The organism is Rhizobacter sp. J219, assembly GCF_024700055.1.
GTDB lineage: Bacteria > Pseudomonadota > Gammaproteobacteria > Burkholderiales > Burkholderiaceae_C > Rhizobacter.
The window spans coordinates 367627-382660 of sequence record NZ_JAJOND010000001.1 but is presented as its reverse complement, the minus strand read 5'-3'; the positions used below and the strand labels follow the sequence as shown (position 1 = coordinate 382660).

Annotated in this window: 14 protein-coding genes and 2 pseudogenes; 6 read left to right on the top strand and 10 right to left on the bottom strand. The window is 68.5% G+C overall.

Annotated elements, in window-relative coordinates:
* Positions 1 to 11 precede the first annotated feature (11 nt).
* Positions 12 to 2104 (bottom strand): annotated as a pseudogene (gene uvrB / locus LRS03_RS01725) (excinuclease ABC subunit UvrB).
* 93 nt (positions 2105 to 2197) lie between these two features.
* Between uvrB and LRS03_RS01720 the strand changes: the two are divergent.
* From LRS03_RS01720 to nth, 6 genes and pseudogenes are all read left to right on the top strand, one after another.
* The gene (locus tag LRS03_RS01720) at positions 2198 to 3397 is read left to right on the top strand and encodes an amino acid aminotransferase (RefSeq protein WP_257823572.1); all 1200 of its coding nucleotides are present in this window, start codon (positions 2198 to 2200) and stop codon (positions 3395 to 3397) included.
* Between the two features lie 196 nt (positions 3398 to 3593).
* Positions 3594 to 4920 (top strand): annotated as a pseudogene (locus tag LRS03_RS01715) (polyhydroxyalkanoate depolymerase).
* Positions 4921 to 4929: 9 nt separating this feature from the next.
* Positions 4930 to 5577, top strand: a complete 648-nt coding sequence (gene rsxB / locus LRS03_RS01705; protein WP_374684973.1) for an electron transport complex subunit RsxB — start codon at positions 4930 to 4932, stop codon at positions 5575 to 5577.
* Positions 5578 to 5732: 155 nt separating this feature from the next.
* Positions 5733 to 5924 (top strand): CsbD family protein, encoded by a 192-nt coding sequence (locus tag LRS03_RS01700; protein ID WP_257823571.1) that lies wholly within the window; start codon positions 5733 to 5735, stop codon positions 5922 to 5924.
* A gap of 15 nt (positions 5925 to 5939) precedes the next feature.
* Positions 5940 to 6089: a hypothetical protein gene (locus LRS03_RS01695; protein WP_257823570.1), complete on the top strand. Its 150-nt coding sequence runs from the start codon at positions 5940 to 5942 to the stop codon at positions 6087 to 6089.
* Between the two features lie 14 nt (positions 6090 to 6103).
* Entirely contained in the window at positions 6104 to 6760 is a 657-nt protein-coding gene (gene nth / locus LRS03_RS01690) for an endonuclease III (RefSeq protein WP_257823569.1), read from the top strand.
* Here nth and LRS03_RS01685 read toward each other — a convergent pair.
* The 9 genes from LRS03_RS01685 to LRS03_RS26710 all read right to left on the bottom strand — a co-directional run bounded on the left by LRS03_RS01685 (position 6706) and on the right by LRS03_RS26710 (position 14825).
* Positions 6706 to 7275, bottom strand: a complete 570-nt coding sequence (locus tag LRS03_RS01685; protein WP_257823568.1) for a histidine phosphatase family protein — start codon at positions 7273 to 7275, stop codon at positions 6706 to 6708. The genes nth and LRS03_RS01685 overlap by 55 nt on opposite strands.
* Entirely contained in the window at positions 7260 to 8033 is a 774-nt protein-coding gene (locus LRS03_RS01680; protein ID WP_257823567.1) for an adenosylcobinamide-GDP ribazoletransferase, read from the bottom strand. Before LRS03_RS01680 ends, LRS03_RS01685 begins: the two co-directional genes overlap by 16 nt.
* Complete coding sequence (cobT, locus tag LRS03_RS01675) at positions 8030 to 9076, bottom strand: nicotinate-nucleotide--dimethylbenzimidazole phosphoribosyltransferase (RefSeq protein ID WP_257823566.1); 1047 nt, start codon at positions 9074 to 9076, stop codon at positions 8030 to 8032. Before cobT ends, LRS03_RS01680 begins: the two co-directional genes overlap by 4 nt.
* Positions 9073 to 10533 (bottom strand): cobyric acid synthase, encoded by a 1461-nt coding sequence (locus tag LRS03_RS01670; RefSeq protein ID WP_257829358.1) that lies wholly within the window; start codon positions 10531 to 10533, stop codon positions 9073 to 9075. The genes cobT and LRS03_RS01670 overlap by 4 nt, the downstream gene beginning before the upstream one ends.
* 17 nt (positions 10534 to 10550) lie before the next feature.
* Positions 10551 to 11492: an adenosylcobinamide-phosphate synthase CbiB gene (gene cbiB / locus LRS03_RS01665; RefSeq protein WP_257823565.1), complete on the bottom strand. Its 942-nt coding sequence runs from the start codon at positions 11490 to 11492 to the stop codon at positions 10551 to 10553.
* Positions 11493 to 11532: 40 nt separating this feature from the next.
* Positions 11533 to 12294 carry an ABC transporter ATP-binding protein gene (locus LRS03_RS01660; RefSeq protein ID WP_257823564.1) on the bottom strand — a complete coding sequence of 254 codons (762 nt, stop codon included), beginning with the start codon at positions 12292 to 12294 and terminating at the stop codon, positions 11533 to 11535.
* A gap of 70 nt (positions 12295 to 12364) precedes the next feature.
* Positions 12365 to 13387 (bottom strand): FecCD family ABC transporter permease, encoded by a 1023-nt coding sequence (locus tag LRS03_RS01655; protein ID WP_257823563.1) that lies wholly within the window; start codon positions 13385 to 13387, stop codon positions 12365 to 12367.
* Positions 13387 to 14256, bottom strand: coding sequence for an ABC transporter substrate-binding protein (locus LRS03_RS01650; protein ID WP_257823562.1), 870 nt, complete (start codon positions 14254 to 14256; stop codon positions 13387 to 13389). The genes LRS03_RS01655 and LRS03_RS01650 overlap by 1 nt, the downstream gene beginning before the upstream one ends.
* Positions 14253 to 14825, bottom strand: coding sequence for a bifunctional adenosylcobinamide kinase/adenosylcobinamide-phosphate guanylyltransferase (locus LRS03_RS26710; RefSeq protein ID WP_257829357.1), 573 nt, complete (start codon positions 14823 to 14825; stop codon positions 14253 to 14255). The genes LRS03_RS01650 and LRS03_RS26710 overlap by 4 nt, the downstream gene beginning before the upstream one ends.
* Positions 14826 to 15034 lie beyond the last annotated feature (209 nt).

Genomic DNA, 15034 nt, shown 5'->3' with positions numbered 1-15034 from the left:
CCCACCCTGACTTACTTTGACCCGGCCGGTTCGGGTGTGACATTGTCGGTCCCCGGAGCCCCAAATGCTTGCTCTCTTAGCGTCGAGAGTTGATCGCGCACTCTTGCGGCATTCTCGAACTCGAGGTTGCGGGCGTGCTCGAGCATCTGTTTTTCCAGCTGTTTGATGCGCTTTGCCAGGTCTTTCTCGGACAGGGCCTCGACGGCGGCCGCCTCCAAGACCCTTTGGGCATCCTTGGCTTTTTCGCTATAGACACCGTCAATCAGGTCACGCACCTGCTTTTGGATGCTCCGCGGAGTGATGCCTTGTGCCTGGTTGTGGGCGAGCTGCTTCGTGCGGCGGCGCTCCGTTTCCCCCAAGGCGAGCTTCATCGAGTCGGTGATCTTGTCGGCGTACAGAATGGCCTTGCCGTTCAGGTTGCGCGCCGCGCGGCCGATGGTCTGGATGAGCGAGCGCTCGGAACGCAGGAAGCCTTCCTTGTCGGCATCGAGGATGGCCACAAGCGAGACTTCGGGGATGTCCAACCCTTCGCGCAAGAGGTTGATGCCCACCAGCACGTCGAAGGCACCCAGGCGGAGGTCACGCAGGATCTCGACACGCTCGACGGTGTCGATGTCGCTGTGCAGGTAACGCACTTTCACGCCGTTGTCATTGAGGTAGTCGGTGAGCTGTTCGGCCATGCGCTTGGTGAGCGTGGTGATGAGCACCCGCTCGTTGACCTTCACGCGCTCGCGGATCTCCTGCAGCACGTCATCGACCTGGTGCGTGGCGGGGCGGACCTCGACCAACGGGTCGATGAGCCCGGTGGGCCGCACGAGCTGCTCGACCACCTGGCCGGTGTTCTGCTTCTCGAAGTCGGCCGGCGTCGCTGAGACGAACACCACCTGGCGCATCTTCTTTTCGAACTCTTCGAACTTCAGCGGCCGATTGTCGAGCGCACTCGGCAGGCGGAAACCGTATTCGACGAGCGTCGTCTTGCGCGCACGGTCGCCGTTGTACATGCCGCCGAGCTGGCCGATCAGCACGTGCGACTCGTCGAGGAACATCAGCGCGTCTTTGGGTAGGTAGTCCACCAGCGTCGACGGCGGCTCGCCCGGCAGCGAGCCCGACAGATGCCGCGTGTAGTTCTCGATGCCCTTGCAGTGGCCAATCTCCTGCAGCATCTCGAGGTCGAAGCGCGTGCGCTGCTCCAGACGCTGCGCCTCGACCAGTTTGCCGGCCTTCACCAGCTCATCGAGCCGCTCGCGCAACTCCTGCTTGATAGTGTCGATCGCCGCCAGCACACGATCCCGCGGCGTCACGTAATGGCTCGACGGGTAGACAGTGAAGCGAACAATCTTCTGCTTGATGCGCCCGGTGAGCGGGTCGAAAAGTTGCAGTGTCTCGACCTCATCGTCGAAGACTCGATGCGCACTGCCAGCTCCGAATGCTCGGCCGGAAACACGTCGATCGTGTCGCCCCGCACACGAAACGTGCCCCGCGAAAAATCCTGTTCGTTGCGCGTGTACTGCATGCGGATGAGCTGCGCGATCACGTCGCGCTGGCCCATCTTGTCGCCCTTTCTGAGCGTCATCACCATGCGGTGATAGTCATTCGGGTTGCCGATGCCGTAGATCGCCGAGACGGTCGCCACGATCACCACGTCGCGACGCTCGAGCAGGCTCTTGGTCGCGGAGAGGCGCATCTGCTCGATGTGCTCGTTGATCGAGCTGTCTTTCTCGATGAAGAGGTCGCGCTGAGGCACGTAAGCCTCGGGCTGGTAGTAGTCGTAGTAGCTGACGAAGTACTCCACCGCGTTCTTCGGAAAAAACTCGCGGAACTCGCTGTAGAGCTGGGCCGCCAGCGTCTTGTTGGGGGCGAACACGATCGCCGGCCGGCCGAGCCGGGCGATCACGTTGGCCATCGTGAAGGTCTTGCCGGAGCCGGTCACGCCCAGCAGCGTCTGGAAGGTCAGGCCATCGCGCACGCCCTCGACGAGCTGCGCGATGGCGTTCGGCTGGTCGCCCGCCGGCGGGTATGGCTGGTACAGCTGAAAGGGCGAACCGGGAAAGCTCACGAACTCGCCCACCGCGGGCTGCTCGACGACTTCAGACATCTCGGCCATGGCAGATAAAATCTCCGGGTTTCCCCGCGCATGCAGGGCAATCGTTCAGGTTAGCCCAAATCATTCCCCCGCTCTACTGACAAGGACTGTCCCATGACCTCGTTGTTTGCCGCCGTTGAAATGGCCCCCCGCGACCCCATCCTGGGCCTGAACGAGCAGTTCAACGCCGACCCGAACCCGAACAAGGTGAACCTGGGCGTCGGCGTGTACTTCGACGAGAACGGCAAGCTCCCCCTGCTGAAATGCGTGGCCCAGGCTGAGAAGCAGATGATGGAGGTGCCCACCGCACGCGGCTACCTGCCCATCGATGGCATTGCCGCCTACGACAAGGCCGTGCAAGGCCTCGTCTTCGGCGCCGAGAGCGCCGCGGTGAGAGAGGGCCGTGTCGCCACCGTGCAAGGCATCGGTGGCACGGGCGGCCTCAAGATCGGCGCCGACTTCCTGAAGCGCCTGAACCCGACCGCCAAGGTGCTGATCAGCGACCCGAGCTGGGAAAACCACCGTGCGCTCTTCACCAACGCGGGCTTCACGGTCGACACCTACCCGTACTACGACGCCGCCAAAAAGGGCGTGAACTTCGACCCCATGCTCGCCGGCTTGAAGGCCGCGCCGGCCGGCACGATCGTCGTGCTGCACGCCTGCTGCCACAACCCCACCGGCTACGACATCACGCCCGCGCAATGGGCGCAGGTCGTCGATGCGGTCAAGGCTGCGAAGCTCGTGCCCTTCCTCGACATGGCCTACCAGGGTTTCGGTGAAGGCATCAAGGAAGACGGCGCCGTCATCGAGCAGTTCATGGCCGCCGGCCTCGACTTCTTCGTGTCCACCTCGTTCTCCAAGAGCTTCTCGCTCTACGGCGAGCGCGTGGGCGCCCTGAGCGTGGTGTGCGAAAGCAAGGAAGAAGCCGCCCGCGTGCTGAGCCAGCTCAAGATCGTGATCCGCACCAACTACTCCAACCCGCCGACGCACGGCGCACAGGTCGTGGCGACGGTGCTCAACACCCCGACGCTGCGCGCCCTGTGGGAAGAAGAGCTTGCCGGTATGCGCGTTCGCATCAAGGAAATGCGCACGCTTCTGGTCGAGAAGCTCAAAGCCGCAGGCCTCAAGCAGGACATGAGCTTCATCACCTCGCAGAAAGGCATGTTCAGCTACTCCGGCCTCAGCAAGGAGCAGATGCAGCGCCTGCGCAGCGAGTTCGGCATCTACGGCGTGGATTCCGGCCGCATCTGCGTGGCCGCGCTCAACAAGAAAAACATCGACGCGGTGGTCAGCGCCATCGCCAAGGTGAGCTGATCCGACCGGAGGGGTGTCACGCCAGGGACACCCCTTGTGCGGCAAACGCACGCACAACAACACACTAGGCCCTCTTCTGGTGCCTTTTCGGGGTTTCCACCCGCGGCCGTCATCTGCACGATGCGGGTCAGCTGCCTAGAATGCTGCGACGCACAAGCGTGCACTGGCGTGCGCTCCACGCTCACGAGGAACTCCGATGCTGTATCAACTCTATGAAACCCACCGCGCGCTGCTGAGCCCGTTCTCAGAATTTGCGAGCGCCTCGGCCAAGCTGTACAGCCACCCGCTGTCGCCGTTCACACACACGCCCCTGGCGCACCGCATCTCGGCGGGGCTGGACCTGATGCACCGGCTCTCGAAGGAGTACGAGAAGCCCGAATTCGGGATCACGTCGGTGAGGGTCGGCGGGGTCGACGTGGCCGTGCAGGAACAGGTGGCGATCGAAAAGCCGTTCTGCCGGCTGCTGCGCTTCAAGCGTTTCACCGATGACCAAGCCGTGCTGGCCCAGCTGAAGGAGCAGCCCACCGTGCTCGTGGTCGCGCCGCTGTCGGGCCACCACGCCACGCTGCTGCGCGAGACGGTCAAGATGCTGCTGATCGACCACAAGGTCTACATCACCGACTGGACCGACGCCCGCATGGTGCCGACCGAAGCCGGCCCGTTCCACCTTGACGACTACATCTACTACGTGCAGGAGTTCATCCGCCACATCGGCCCCGAGGTGAACGTGATCTCGGTCTGCCAGCCCACCGTGCCGGTGCTCGCCGCAATCTCGCTCATGGCCAGTGCCGGCGAGTTCACGCCACGCACGATGACGATGATGGGCGGCCCGATCGACGCCCGCAAGTCGCCCACCGCCGTGAACAACCTGGCGATGAACAAGAGCTACGAGTGGTTCGAGAACAACGTGATCTACCGCGTGCCGGTCAACTACCCCGGCAACGGACGCCGCGTGTACCCGGGCTTCCTGCAGCACAGCGGCTTCATCGCGATGAACCCTGACCGGCACCTGAAGTCGCACTACGACTACTTCATGGACCTGATGCGCGGCGAGGATGAGAGCGCCGAGTTCCACCGCGCCTTCTACGACGAGTACAACGCCGTGCTCGACATGCCGGCCGAGTACTACCTCGACACCATCAAGACCATCTTCCAGGACTTCGCGCTCGTCAACGGCACCTGGGACGTGGGCGGCAATCTCGTGCGCCCGCAGGACATCACCACCTCGGCCCTGCTCACCATCGAAGGCGAGACTCGACGACATCTCCGGCGCCGGCCAGACCAAGGCCGCACACGAGCTGTGCACCGGCATCCCGAAGGCGCGCCAGTTCCACTACGACGTGGAAGGTGCTGGCCACTACGGCATCTTCTCGGGCCGCCGCTGGCGCGAGAAGGTCTACCCGGAACTGCGCGACTTCATCGCCCGGCACCAGACGACGGCGTCAGCGCCGCGAAAGGCACGCACCGGTACGAAGACGGCCGCACGCCAGGCCAGCACCGCCCGCAAGCGGCCGGCCCGCTAAGCTCGGCGGGTGAACGCAGCCATCTCCCTCGCCGACGCCCTCGACGACGCCCTGCCGCAGACGCAGTGCACGCGCTGCGGCTACCCCGACTGCCGGTCCTACGCAGAGGCCATGGCGCGAGGCGAGGCCGAGATCAACCAGTGCCCCCCGGGGGGCGCCGAAGGCATCGCGCGGCTGTCGGCCCTCACCGGCCGCCCCGCCCTGCCCCTCAACCCGGTTCACGGCCATGAGGGGCCACGCCAGCTCGCAGTGATCGACGAGGCCTGGTGCATCGGCTGCACGCTGTGCCTCAAGGCCTGCCCGGTCGATGCGATCGTGGGCGGCTCCAAACGCATGCACACGGTGATCGACCCGCTGTGCACGGGGTGTGAACTCTGCATCCCGGTCTGTCCGGTCGATTGCATCTCGCTTCAGAACGTCAGCGGCCCCGCCACGGGCTGGCAGGCGTGGAGCGCACCCCAGGCCGACGAAGCGAAGGAACGCTACGCCTTCCACCGCCACCGCCTGCAGCGCGATGCCGATGAGCGCAGCGCCCGCCTCGCGGCACGCGCAAAGACGCTGACGGAAGAAGCTGCAGCACCCATCGCGAGTCCCGACTCCAAGGAAAGCCGCATCGCCGCCGCCCTGGCGCGTGCACGTCGTCGCAGCGGCACCTGAGCCGCAAGCACTGTCGGCGCAGTCCTACAAAAACTCCCGGCGAAGCCCGACAAGCCCGTTGCACGGGGCTGACTCGGGCTGCGGGATGCGGCCCCTACTCTGTGCGAACGGGTTCACGTCGAGCCCGCAACGTACCGTCACTCACAGGAGCCGACATGAATCGAGATCGCATCGGTGGCCAGCTGAAGACCAAGGGCCACGTTCGCAAAGGCTGGGGGCGTCTGTTCGGGGATGAACACCAGGGCGAGAAGGTGCGTGAGCACGCCACCGGAAAGACGCAACGCACCTTCGCCATCCGCCAGGGTGAAGCCCGGGAGCAGATCCGCGAGATGCAATCGCGCTATTGATGGCGCAGTCACGCGATGAACAGGCCTGGGTGGTGGATCGCGCTGGTCGCCGCCATTGGCGTGATGCTGGCGTGCGACCCCAACAAGACTCCAAAACCCGGTGAGCCACCCAAGCCCGTCGCACAACTCGTGAAGCCCCCGCCGCTGGACGACCTCACCCGCTGAGACAATCGGCGTCCATGAAGACGTCGTCGATCGAGCCCTTCTTCGCCATACTCCGCGCCGCCAACCCCCACCCTGTCACCGAGCTGGAGTACACCAACGCCTTCGAGCTGTTGGCGGCCGTGCTCTTGTCTGCGCAAGCCACCGACGCCGGCGTCAACAAGGCCACGCGCAAGCTCTTCGCCGTGGCGAACACGCCCGCGAAGATGGTCGCGCTGGGTGTCGAAGGGGTCAGCGAATACATCAAGACCATCGGCCTCTTCCGCAACAAGGCGAAGAACCTGGTCGAGACAAGCCGCATCCTCGTCGAGCAGCACGGCGGCCAGGTGCCGCACGACCGCGAAGCGCTCGAAGCCCTGCCCGGCGTGGGCCGCAAGACGGCGAACGTGGTGCTCAACGTGGTCTTCGGCGAGCCGACGATGGCGGTTGACACGCACATCTTCCGCGTCAGCAACCGCACCGGCCTCGCGCCCGGCAAGAACCCGCTCGAAGTGGAGATGGGGCTGCTCAAGCGCGTGCCGGCCGAGTACCTGCACCATGCGCACCACTGGCTGATCCTGCATGGCCGTTACGTCTGCCAGGCGCGTCGCCCCCTGTGCGAGCAGTGCCAGGTGCTGCGCTATTGCGACTCGGCGCCGCCCGAGCTGCTGAAGAAGGTGACGGCCTCGGCATAACGCACCGCCGTGGGCCACTGGTCGGCCCGCAGTGTCTGCGTTCCGCCTCCGGCCAGCCAGCGCGCCGCGTTGATCCAGCCGGCATGGCCGACCACGCACAGCGGATCGTTGCCAAGATCGTCGAAAAAGCTCCGGCAGCGGGTCAACAGCTGACCCACCGATTCGCCGCCTCCGGGGGCATGGTTGACAAAATCATCGGTCCAGGCGCTGAGATCGGCAGCCGCGATGCCCGTCCAGCACCGCCCCTCCCACCAGCCAAAGTCCAGCTCGCTCAGGCGAGCGTCGATCCGGTGCTCGAAGCCCCAACGCGCGAGCCACCGGCCCACCTCGGCGCTGCGCCGCAGGGGCGACGTGACAACCACCTTCGCCCACCGTTCACGTCGCACGCGCTCGCGGATGCGATGCGCCAGCCGCTTGGCCTTGCGCCGATCAAGCGACAGGTCGGTGCGTCCGATGCAGCGCCCGTTTGCGCCCTGAGGCCGTGGGTGCCGCCAGACGATCAGCGGGGCAGCCATGCCAGCCAACCCAGCAGCACCGCCAGCTCGGTGAGTTGCTGCGTGGCGCCGAGCGTGTCGCCGGTGATGCCGCCGAGCCGGCGCACGAACCATCGGCCACAGACCCACGCGCCCAACGCCGCCACCCCCCACGCCGTGACCACCATGGGCCACCAGCCAGCCTGCCACGCGATGAGCGCCAGCCCCACCATCACTGCCCAAGCCAGCCCAACCAGCAGCCCGCCCGTCGAGATGCGCTCGGCCAGCGGCTTGGCCTTGGCCTGCGACACATCGCCGGCATACGGCAGCAGGCGGATCAAGGCCACCGCCGCGGCGCGCGACACCGTGTGCGCGAGCAGCAGCGCCGCCATCGCCCACGCCGGCGGCAAGGCCACGAGCGTGGCGGCCTTCAACCCCAGCACCAGCAGCAGGCCGAGCGCACCGTAGGTGCCGATGCGCGAGTCCTTCATGATCTCGAGCGCGCGCTCGCGGCTCACCGCGCCGCCGAGGGCATCGCAGGTGTCGGCCAGGCCGTCTTCGTGGAAAGCGCCGGTGAGGAGCACAGTGGCCACCATAGACAGGCCCACCGCCACGGCTGACGGAAAGACGAGGCTCGCCGCCCACAGCACCAGCGCCCCCAGGGCGCCGACGAAGGCGCCCACCAGCGGAAAGTGCCGCGCACTCTGGTTCAGCCACGACGGGTCGAAGCCCACCCGCACCGGCACGCGGGTGAGGAACTGCAGCGCCACGCCGATGAGCCGCAGCTCGTGCCGGATCATCGGGTGGGACGGTCGCTTCGGTCGGACACGCCCGCCGACTCGAAGCTCGCCATCTCGTCGAGCAATGTGAGCGCGCTCACGAGCAGCGGCCATGCCAACGCCGCCCCCGAGGCCTCTCCCAGCCGCAGGCCGAGGTCGAGCAAGGGTTCGGTCCCGAGGTGCTTGATGAGCGCCGTATGGCCTGGCTCGGCGGAGCGGTGTGCCAGCACGCAGTAGCCCAGCACCCGCGGCGCCATGCGCGCAGCGGCGAGAACGCCCGCGCCCGCGATGAAGCCGTCGACAACCACCGTGCGCCGCTCGGCCGCTGCCTCCAGCGCGGCACCCGCCAGCATCGCGATCTCGAAGCCCCCCATCGCCGCGAGCACCGCCAGCGGCGTGGCGGCGTCGCGGTGCCGGTTCATGACCGCGCGCAGCACGTTGAGCTTGCGTGCGAGGCCGGCGTCGTCGAGCCCGGTACCTCGGCCCGTGCAACGCTCCAGGTCTTCACCGCCCAGACGGGCCAACAGGAGCGCCGCACTCGAGGTGTTGCCGATGCCCATCTCGCCCAGCAGCACCACGTTGCCTGGCAACGTGCGCACCAGCTCGCGGCCGGCTTCGATGGCCTGCACGCACTGGGCCTCGGTCATCGCTGGGCCGACCAGCGAATCGGCCGTGCCGAAGCCGATCTTGCGATCGATGAGCCCGGCGCGCGGCGCAAAGCTGTGGTTCACCCCGGCATCGACCACGTTGAGCGCGAGGCCGTGCTGGCGCGCAAGTACGCTCACCGCTGCACCACCTGCGAGAAAGTTCTCGACCATCTGCCAGGTCACGTCGCTCGGGTAGGCCGACACGCCTCGCGCGGCCAGGCCATGATCACCGGCGAACACCAGCAGCTGCGGCGAGCGCCACTTCGGTGTCTCGGTCTGCTGGATCAGGCCGACCTGCAACGCCAACGACTCGATGCGCCCAAGCGAGCCGGTGGGCTTGGTCTTGCGGTCCAGGCGCTGCTGCAGCCGCTGTCGCAAGGCGGTGTCGTGGAAGTCGGCGATCTCGGGCAGGTTCATGGTGAAGCAGAAGCCTCGGCCAGCCGCATCAGCGCGCCCGGCTCGAAATGGGTGTCGATGAAATCGGCGAGCCCGTCGAACACGGCCTCCAGCGGCCGCACATCGGCACCGAAAAGCGCGCGCATCACGGCGGCCGATTCAAAAAGGCCATGAGCGTACAAGCCGAGCACGTTGCCGTGTTGCCAGCCGATGGCCTCGCCTCGGGGGTTGAAAAGCGCGCTTCGTGCACTCTCCGCGCCCGGCGCGGGCTCGGTGCGGCCGTGGCGGATCTCGTAACCGTCGGCATGCACGCCCGACAACGTTGCCCAGCCGGCCTGCAACGTCCCAAACCGCACCGGCGTGGCCGACAGCAGCTTCTGCGGCTCGAAGCGGGTCACGAGCGGCAACAGGCCCAGCCCTTGCGCCGAGCCGTCGACGCCATGCGGGTCGTCCAAGGCAAGGCCAAGCATCTGCAAGCCACCGCACACGCCGAGCACACGGCCCCCGCGCGCCGCATGCGCGCGGATCGGCCGGTCGAGGCCCTGGGCACGCAGCCACGCGAGGTCGGCGCTGGTGTGCTTGGAGCCGGGCAGCACGATCCAGTCGGCCTTGCCGAGCGCCGCCAACTCGGCCTCGCTGCGCACCCACTGCAGGCGCACACCGGGAAGGTGGCGCAGCGGCTGGAACTCATCGAGGTTGCTGATGCGCGGATAGGCCACGACCGCGATCCGCAACCCGCCGGCGTGGCCGGTCGGTGCGTCGTCGAACACACCATCTTCCTCGGGCAGGCCGTGGCCGCGCCACATCGGCAGCACGGCGAGGGTGGGCACGCCGGTGAGTTGCTGCAGTTGCTGCGGCCCCGGCGCGAGCAGGCCCGCATCGCCGCGAAATCGGTTCAGCACGAAACCGCGCAGCAACGCCCGCTCGCCCTCGGGCAAGAGTTGTTGCGTGCCGAAGAGGTGGGCGAAGGCCCCTCCGCGGTCGATGTCGGTGACGAGCAGACAGGCCGCGCCGACCTCGCGTGCGCTGCGCATGTTGACGAAGTCGTTCGCATGGAGGTTGATCTCGGCCGGCGAGCCCGCCCCTTCGATCACCAGAAGGTCGTTCTCGTCGCGCAGCGCGCGCAGGGCGTCGCGCGCAAACGGCCACAGCGCCTCGCTGCGATCGCGCCAGGGCACCGCGGCGAGATCGGGCCGCACCGCGCCCATCACCACCACCTGGCTGTGCGTGTCGCGCTCCGGCTTGAGCAGCACGGGGTTCATGCGCACCTCGGGCACGCGGCGGGCCGCCAGGGCCTGGAAGTACTGCGCGCTGCCGATCTCGCCCAGGCCGCCATCGGGCCCGGGCACGACGCGCGCGTTGTTGCTCATGTTCTGCGCCTTGAAGGGCGCCACCTTCAGGCCCTGCCGCGTGTACCAGCGGGCCAGCGCGGTGGCGAGCCAGCTCTTGCCCGCGCCGCTGGTGGTGCCGAGCACCATCACCGCGCGGGCCGCGCTCACACCGCCCTCGCCACCCACGACAGCACGGTCAGCACCATCGCAGCCCAGGCGGCCATCGTGGCAAAACCGAGCGCCTGCACCATGTTGCGCGACGAGGGCGCGGCGCCGGTCTCGTTGAGCACGTACACACCGGGCTTGGCCAGGCGCACGCCCAGGCGCAGCGCCATCGCACCCATCGCCCAGCCGCCGTTGGGCGACGGTGTGCGCCCGGCCTGGCGCTTGAGCGAACGCCAGCTCGCCGCACGCCACGCCGGATAGAGACTGAGCGCGGTGATGCGCGCCGGCAGCCACGACAGCACGTCGTCGGCCCGCGCCGCCCACTTGCCGGCCCATTCCCAGACGCCGCGGTAGCCCCACATCGCGTCCATCGTGTTGGCCACGCGGTAGATCACCGCGCCGGGGAGGCCGAAGATCGCGAACCAGAAGAACGGCGCGACCACCAAGTCGTTGAGGTTCTCGGCCAGGGTTTCGATGGCGGTCTCGCGCAGCGTGTCTTCGTCGAGTTCGCTCAGGTCACGGCTCACCAGCTGCGACAGCCGCTCGCGCGCCGGCTCCAGGCCGAGCGCGAGGGCATCTTCGAACGCCAGCACCTCGTCGCGCACCCTGCGCCAGGCGAAGAGCGGCTTGAGCAGCACCGCCAGCGTCGGGATCGACCACCACCAGGCGAGGCCGAGAAGCTGTTTCTGCACCCACCACGCCAGCCAGCCCGCGCCACCGGCCAGCACGATCCACGACACCGCCCCGCCCCAGAACGCCGCGGTCTGCGGCAGCACACGCAGCCGGCAACCCAGAGGCCACACCAGCTTGCCCAGCCAGACGACGGGGTGAAACGAGTTGCGGGGGTCGCCAAAGATGGCGTCGAGGGCCCACGCGAAGATCAGCGCGAGGGCAAGGACGAGCGCGGCAGACAGTGGTGCAGAAGGTGTGGCGGGCAGCATCGTCGGGGTCGGTGCGGCGGGATTGTGCGTCAGCCGGGCATCAGTCGAGATGAGGGATCGCAACAAAACGCTCGCCGACCCGCTGGATGCGCAAGGCGTGGCCGAACACCTCCTGCAACGCGGCGTGCACACGCGCGTCGCCCGCCGCGCCCAGCGCCCGCACCTGACCGCCCTGCATCACCACCAGGTGGTCGGCCTGCAGCGCGAGCGAGAGGTCGTGCAGCACGCTCACCACCGTGCGCTGCCGCGCCAGGCGCTGGAAGAGGCGCACCAGGGCGACCTGGTGCGGCGGGTCGAGGTGGGTGGTGGGCTCATCGAGCAGCAGGAACGGCGCGTCGACCGCGAGCGCCCGCGCGAGCAGCACCCGCTGGCGCTCGCCGCCCGAGAGTTCGTGCAGGCGGCGCTCGGCCCAGGCTTCGCATTCGGCGTCGGCCATGGCCTGCTGCACGATCGCGTGGTCGCGCGGGCCAGGCTCGGCGAAGAGGCCGAGCTGCGGCAGACGGCCAAGCTGCACCACCTCGCGCGAGCTGAGCTCGCCAGTGGCTTCGCCCTGCTGAGCCATCCAGGCGATGTGCTGCGCACGCTCGCGCGGCGCCAGACTCGCAAGCGACCGCCCGCCCAGCCGCACCTCGCCAGCCTGGGGCTTGAGCAGGCCGGCCAGGCAACGCAGCAGGGTCGACTTGCCGGCGCCATTGGGGCCGACGATGGCCGTCCAGCCGGGCGGCAGGGCCAGCGTCACCTCGCGCAACACGGTCGTCTGGCCAAGGTGCACGGTGAGTCGGTGGGCGGCGAGACCGCTCATGGGTGCACCCTACGCACGTCGCGCGGTCCCGACAAGCGGAAATGAGCCCCTTCGGGCGGCCGGGCGGGGCTCATGCCGCGACCCTCCGCCGGTGCAGCAGCCAGATCAGGTAGCCGCCCCCCAGCACCGCCGTCAGCACGCCCACCGGCTGCTCCTGCGGCGCGGTGAGGCTGCGGGCCAGCACGTCGGCGGCGAGCAGCAGCACGCCGCCGGTCGCCGCACTCGCCACCAGCAGGTAGCCGTGCGTGGCCGCCGCAAAACGCCGCACCAGGTGCGGCGACACAAGCCCCACGAAAGCGATCAGCCCCGCCTGCGAGACGGCGAGGCCGGTGGCCAGCGCCAGCACCACGACCATCGCGAAGCGCACCTTGGGCAGCGAGACGCCGAGGCTCGTCGCGCTGTCTTCGCCGAGCATCAGCGCATCCAGCGCACGCGACAGCCGCCACGCCAGCGGCAGCGCGACCAGCAGGCCCGCGCCCATCACCGCGCAACTGCCCCAGCCGAGAAAGCCGGTCGAGCCCAGCAGGAAGGCCTGCTTGCCGCGCAGCGCATCGGGCGCTGCCGTGGTGACGAGGTCGCTCATCGCCGACAACAGCACGCCCACCACCACGCCGGCCAGCAGCAGCCGCGCCGTCTGCTGTGCGCCCCGCGCAAGGCTCAGCGTGAGCATCACACCGATCAAGGCTCCGATGAACGCAGCACCGACGAGCCCGAAACGGGCAACCAGCTCCGCGGTGGCCAGACTCACCCCCTGCCCCGCCAGCATGGAGGCGGCCAGCACCACCACCACCCCCAGCACCGCGCCCGAGGCGGAGCCGAGCAGGTACGGGTCGGCCAGCGGGTTGCGAAAGAGCCCTTGCGCCACCGCGCCCGCCAGGCCGAGCAAGGCGCCGGTGAGCCAGGCTCCGAGCGTGCGCGGTGCGCGGATCTCACCCACCAGCAGCGCGCCATCCGGCCCCTGCAGCAAGGCCCAGGTGTGCGCCGGCGACCAACCTTCGCTGCCTGCGGCCAGACCGGCCAGGGCGAACAGCAGGCTCAAGGCCCACAGCGCGAGCGCCAGGCGGCGGCGCGATCGGCGTTCCTCGTTCGACATCAGCGTGCCACCTTCGAGAGGGCGACCAGGCAATCGGCCAGCTGCAACGCCGCCTCACCCATGCGCGGGCCTGGCCGCACGAGCACCTCGTAGTGCTGCACATCGAAGCCGCAGGTGCGCCGCTGCCGCAGTGCCGGCAGGCCCGCCCAGCCCGGGCGGCGCGCCATCTCGTCGAGGCTGCGCTGCGCGGCCATGATGATGTCGGGCCGCGCCCGGACGACGAATTCGGGGTTGAGCCGCGGGAAGGGGCCGAGCGCCGGCCCGATCACGTTGCCCATGTGCAGGCGCTGCAGCGTCTCGCCGATGAAGGAGTCCGCCCCCGCGGCATACGGCGTCGGGTCGACCTCGAAGTACACCTTCTGCCCGCGCACGCTCGCCGGCACCCGCGCCGCGGCCTCCGCCAGCGCCTGCTGGATGCGCGCCCAGGTGCGGTCGGCTTCGGCGGGGGTGCCGAGCAGCGTGGCGACGAGACCGAGCGAGCGCTGCACGTCGGCGTGCGTCTTGGCATCAACGATCACCACCCGCAGGCCCAGGGCTTCGAGCCGGTCGATCACACGAGCCGATGGCGCCGCCAGCACCACGTCGGGCTTGAGCGCGGCGATTCGCTCGACCTGTGCGTCTTCCAGGCCACCGAGCTTGGGCAGCGCCTGCACCTGCGGTGGCGAATTGGAGAAACGGTCGACCCCCACGAGCAGCGCGCAGCGGCCGAGCGCGCACACGGTCTCGGTCAGCGACGGCAGCAGCGTGACGATGCGTTGCGGGCTGTGCTCGAAGCGCATCGTCACGCCGCGGTCATCGCGCAGCGTGATCGACGCCCACGCGGGGCCTGCGAGCACCGCCAGCAGCCACACGAGCCACCGCCGTGTCATGCCGGCATCTCCTTCACCTTCACTTCGAGGCCGGCCACCATCAGCGTGACCCGACTCGCACGGTGCGCCATCGCCTGGTGCAAGTGTCCCAGCGCATCGACGAAGCGCCGGGCTTCCGGTGACATCGGCGAGAGGCCGAGGCCGATCTCGTTGGACACCAGCACCACCGGGCCGCGGGCGGCGTCCAGCGCATGGCACAGCGCCTCACGCTGGGCGTCCCAGGCGCCGTCGTCAAGCGATGAACCGCGCATCGGCATCAGCAGGTTGGTCAGCCACAAGGTCAGGCAGTCCACCACCACCAGCCGATGCGGCGCGTTGAGGCGTCGCACGGCGGCGGGCAACTCGTACGGCACCTCCTCGGTCGCGAGGCCCGGTGCGCGGGACACACGGTCGTCGCGGTGGCGGGCGATGCGCTCGCGCATCTCGTCATCGTGGGCCTGAGCCGTGGCCACCAGCACGGCCTCATGGCCCGGCTGCTGCAGCCAGGCCCGGGCGCGCCCTTCGGCGCAGCGCGACTTGCCGCTGCGCTGCCCGCCGAGGATGAATTCGACCGAGGCGGCCACGGTCAGAGCGAAACCCGCAAGGACAGCACCACGTTGCGCCCTGCCTCCGGGTAGATGGAGGTCGGCACACCGCCCGCGCAGCCATAGGCCTGCGTGTAGTACTTCTTGTCGGTCGCGTTGTTGACACGCAGACCGAGCTTCGACCTGCTCGGTGCTGAAGGCATAGCGCAGGCTGCCAATCGTGTAGGCCGGCATGGTGCAAGTGTTCTCGAAGG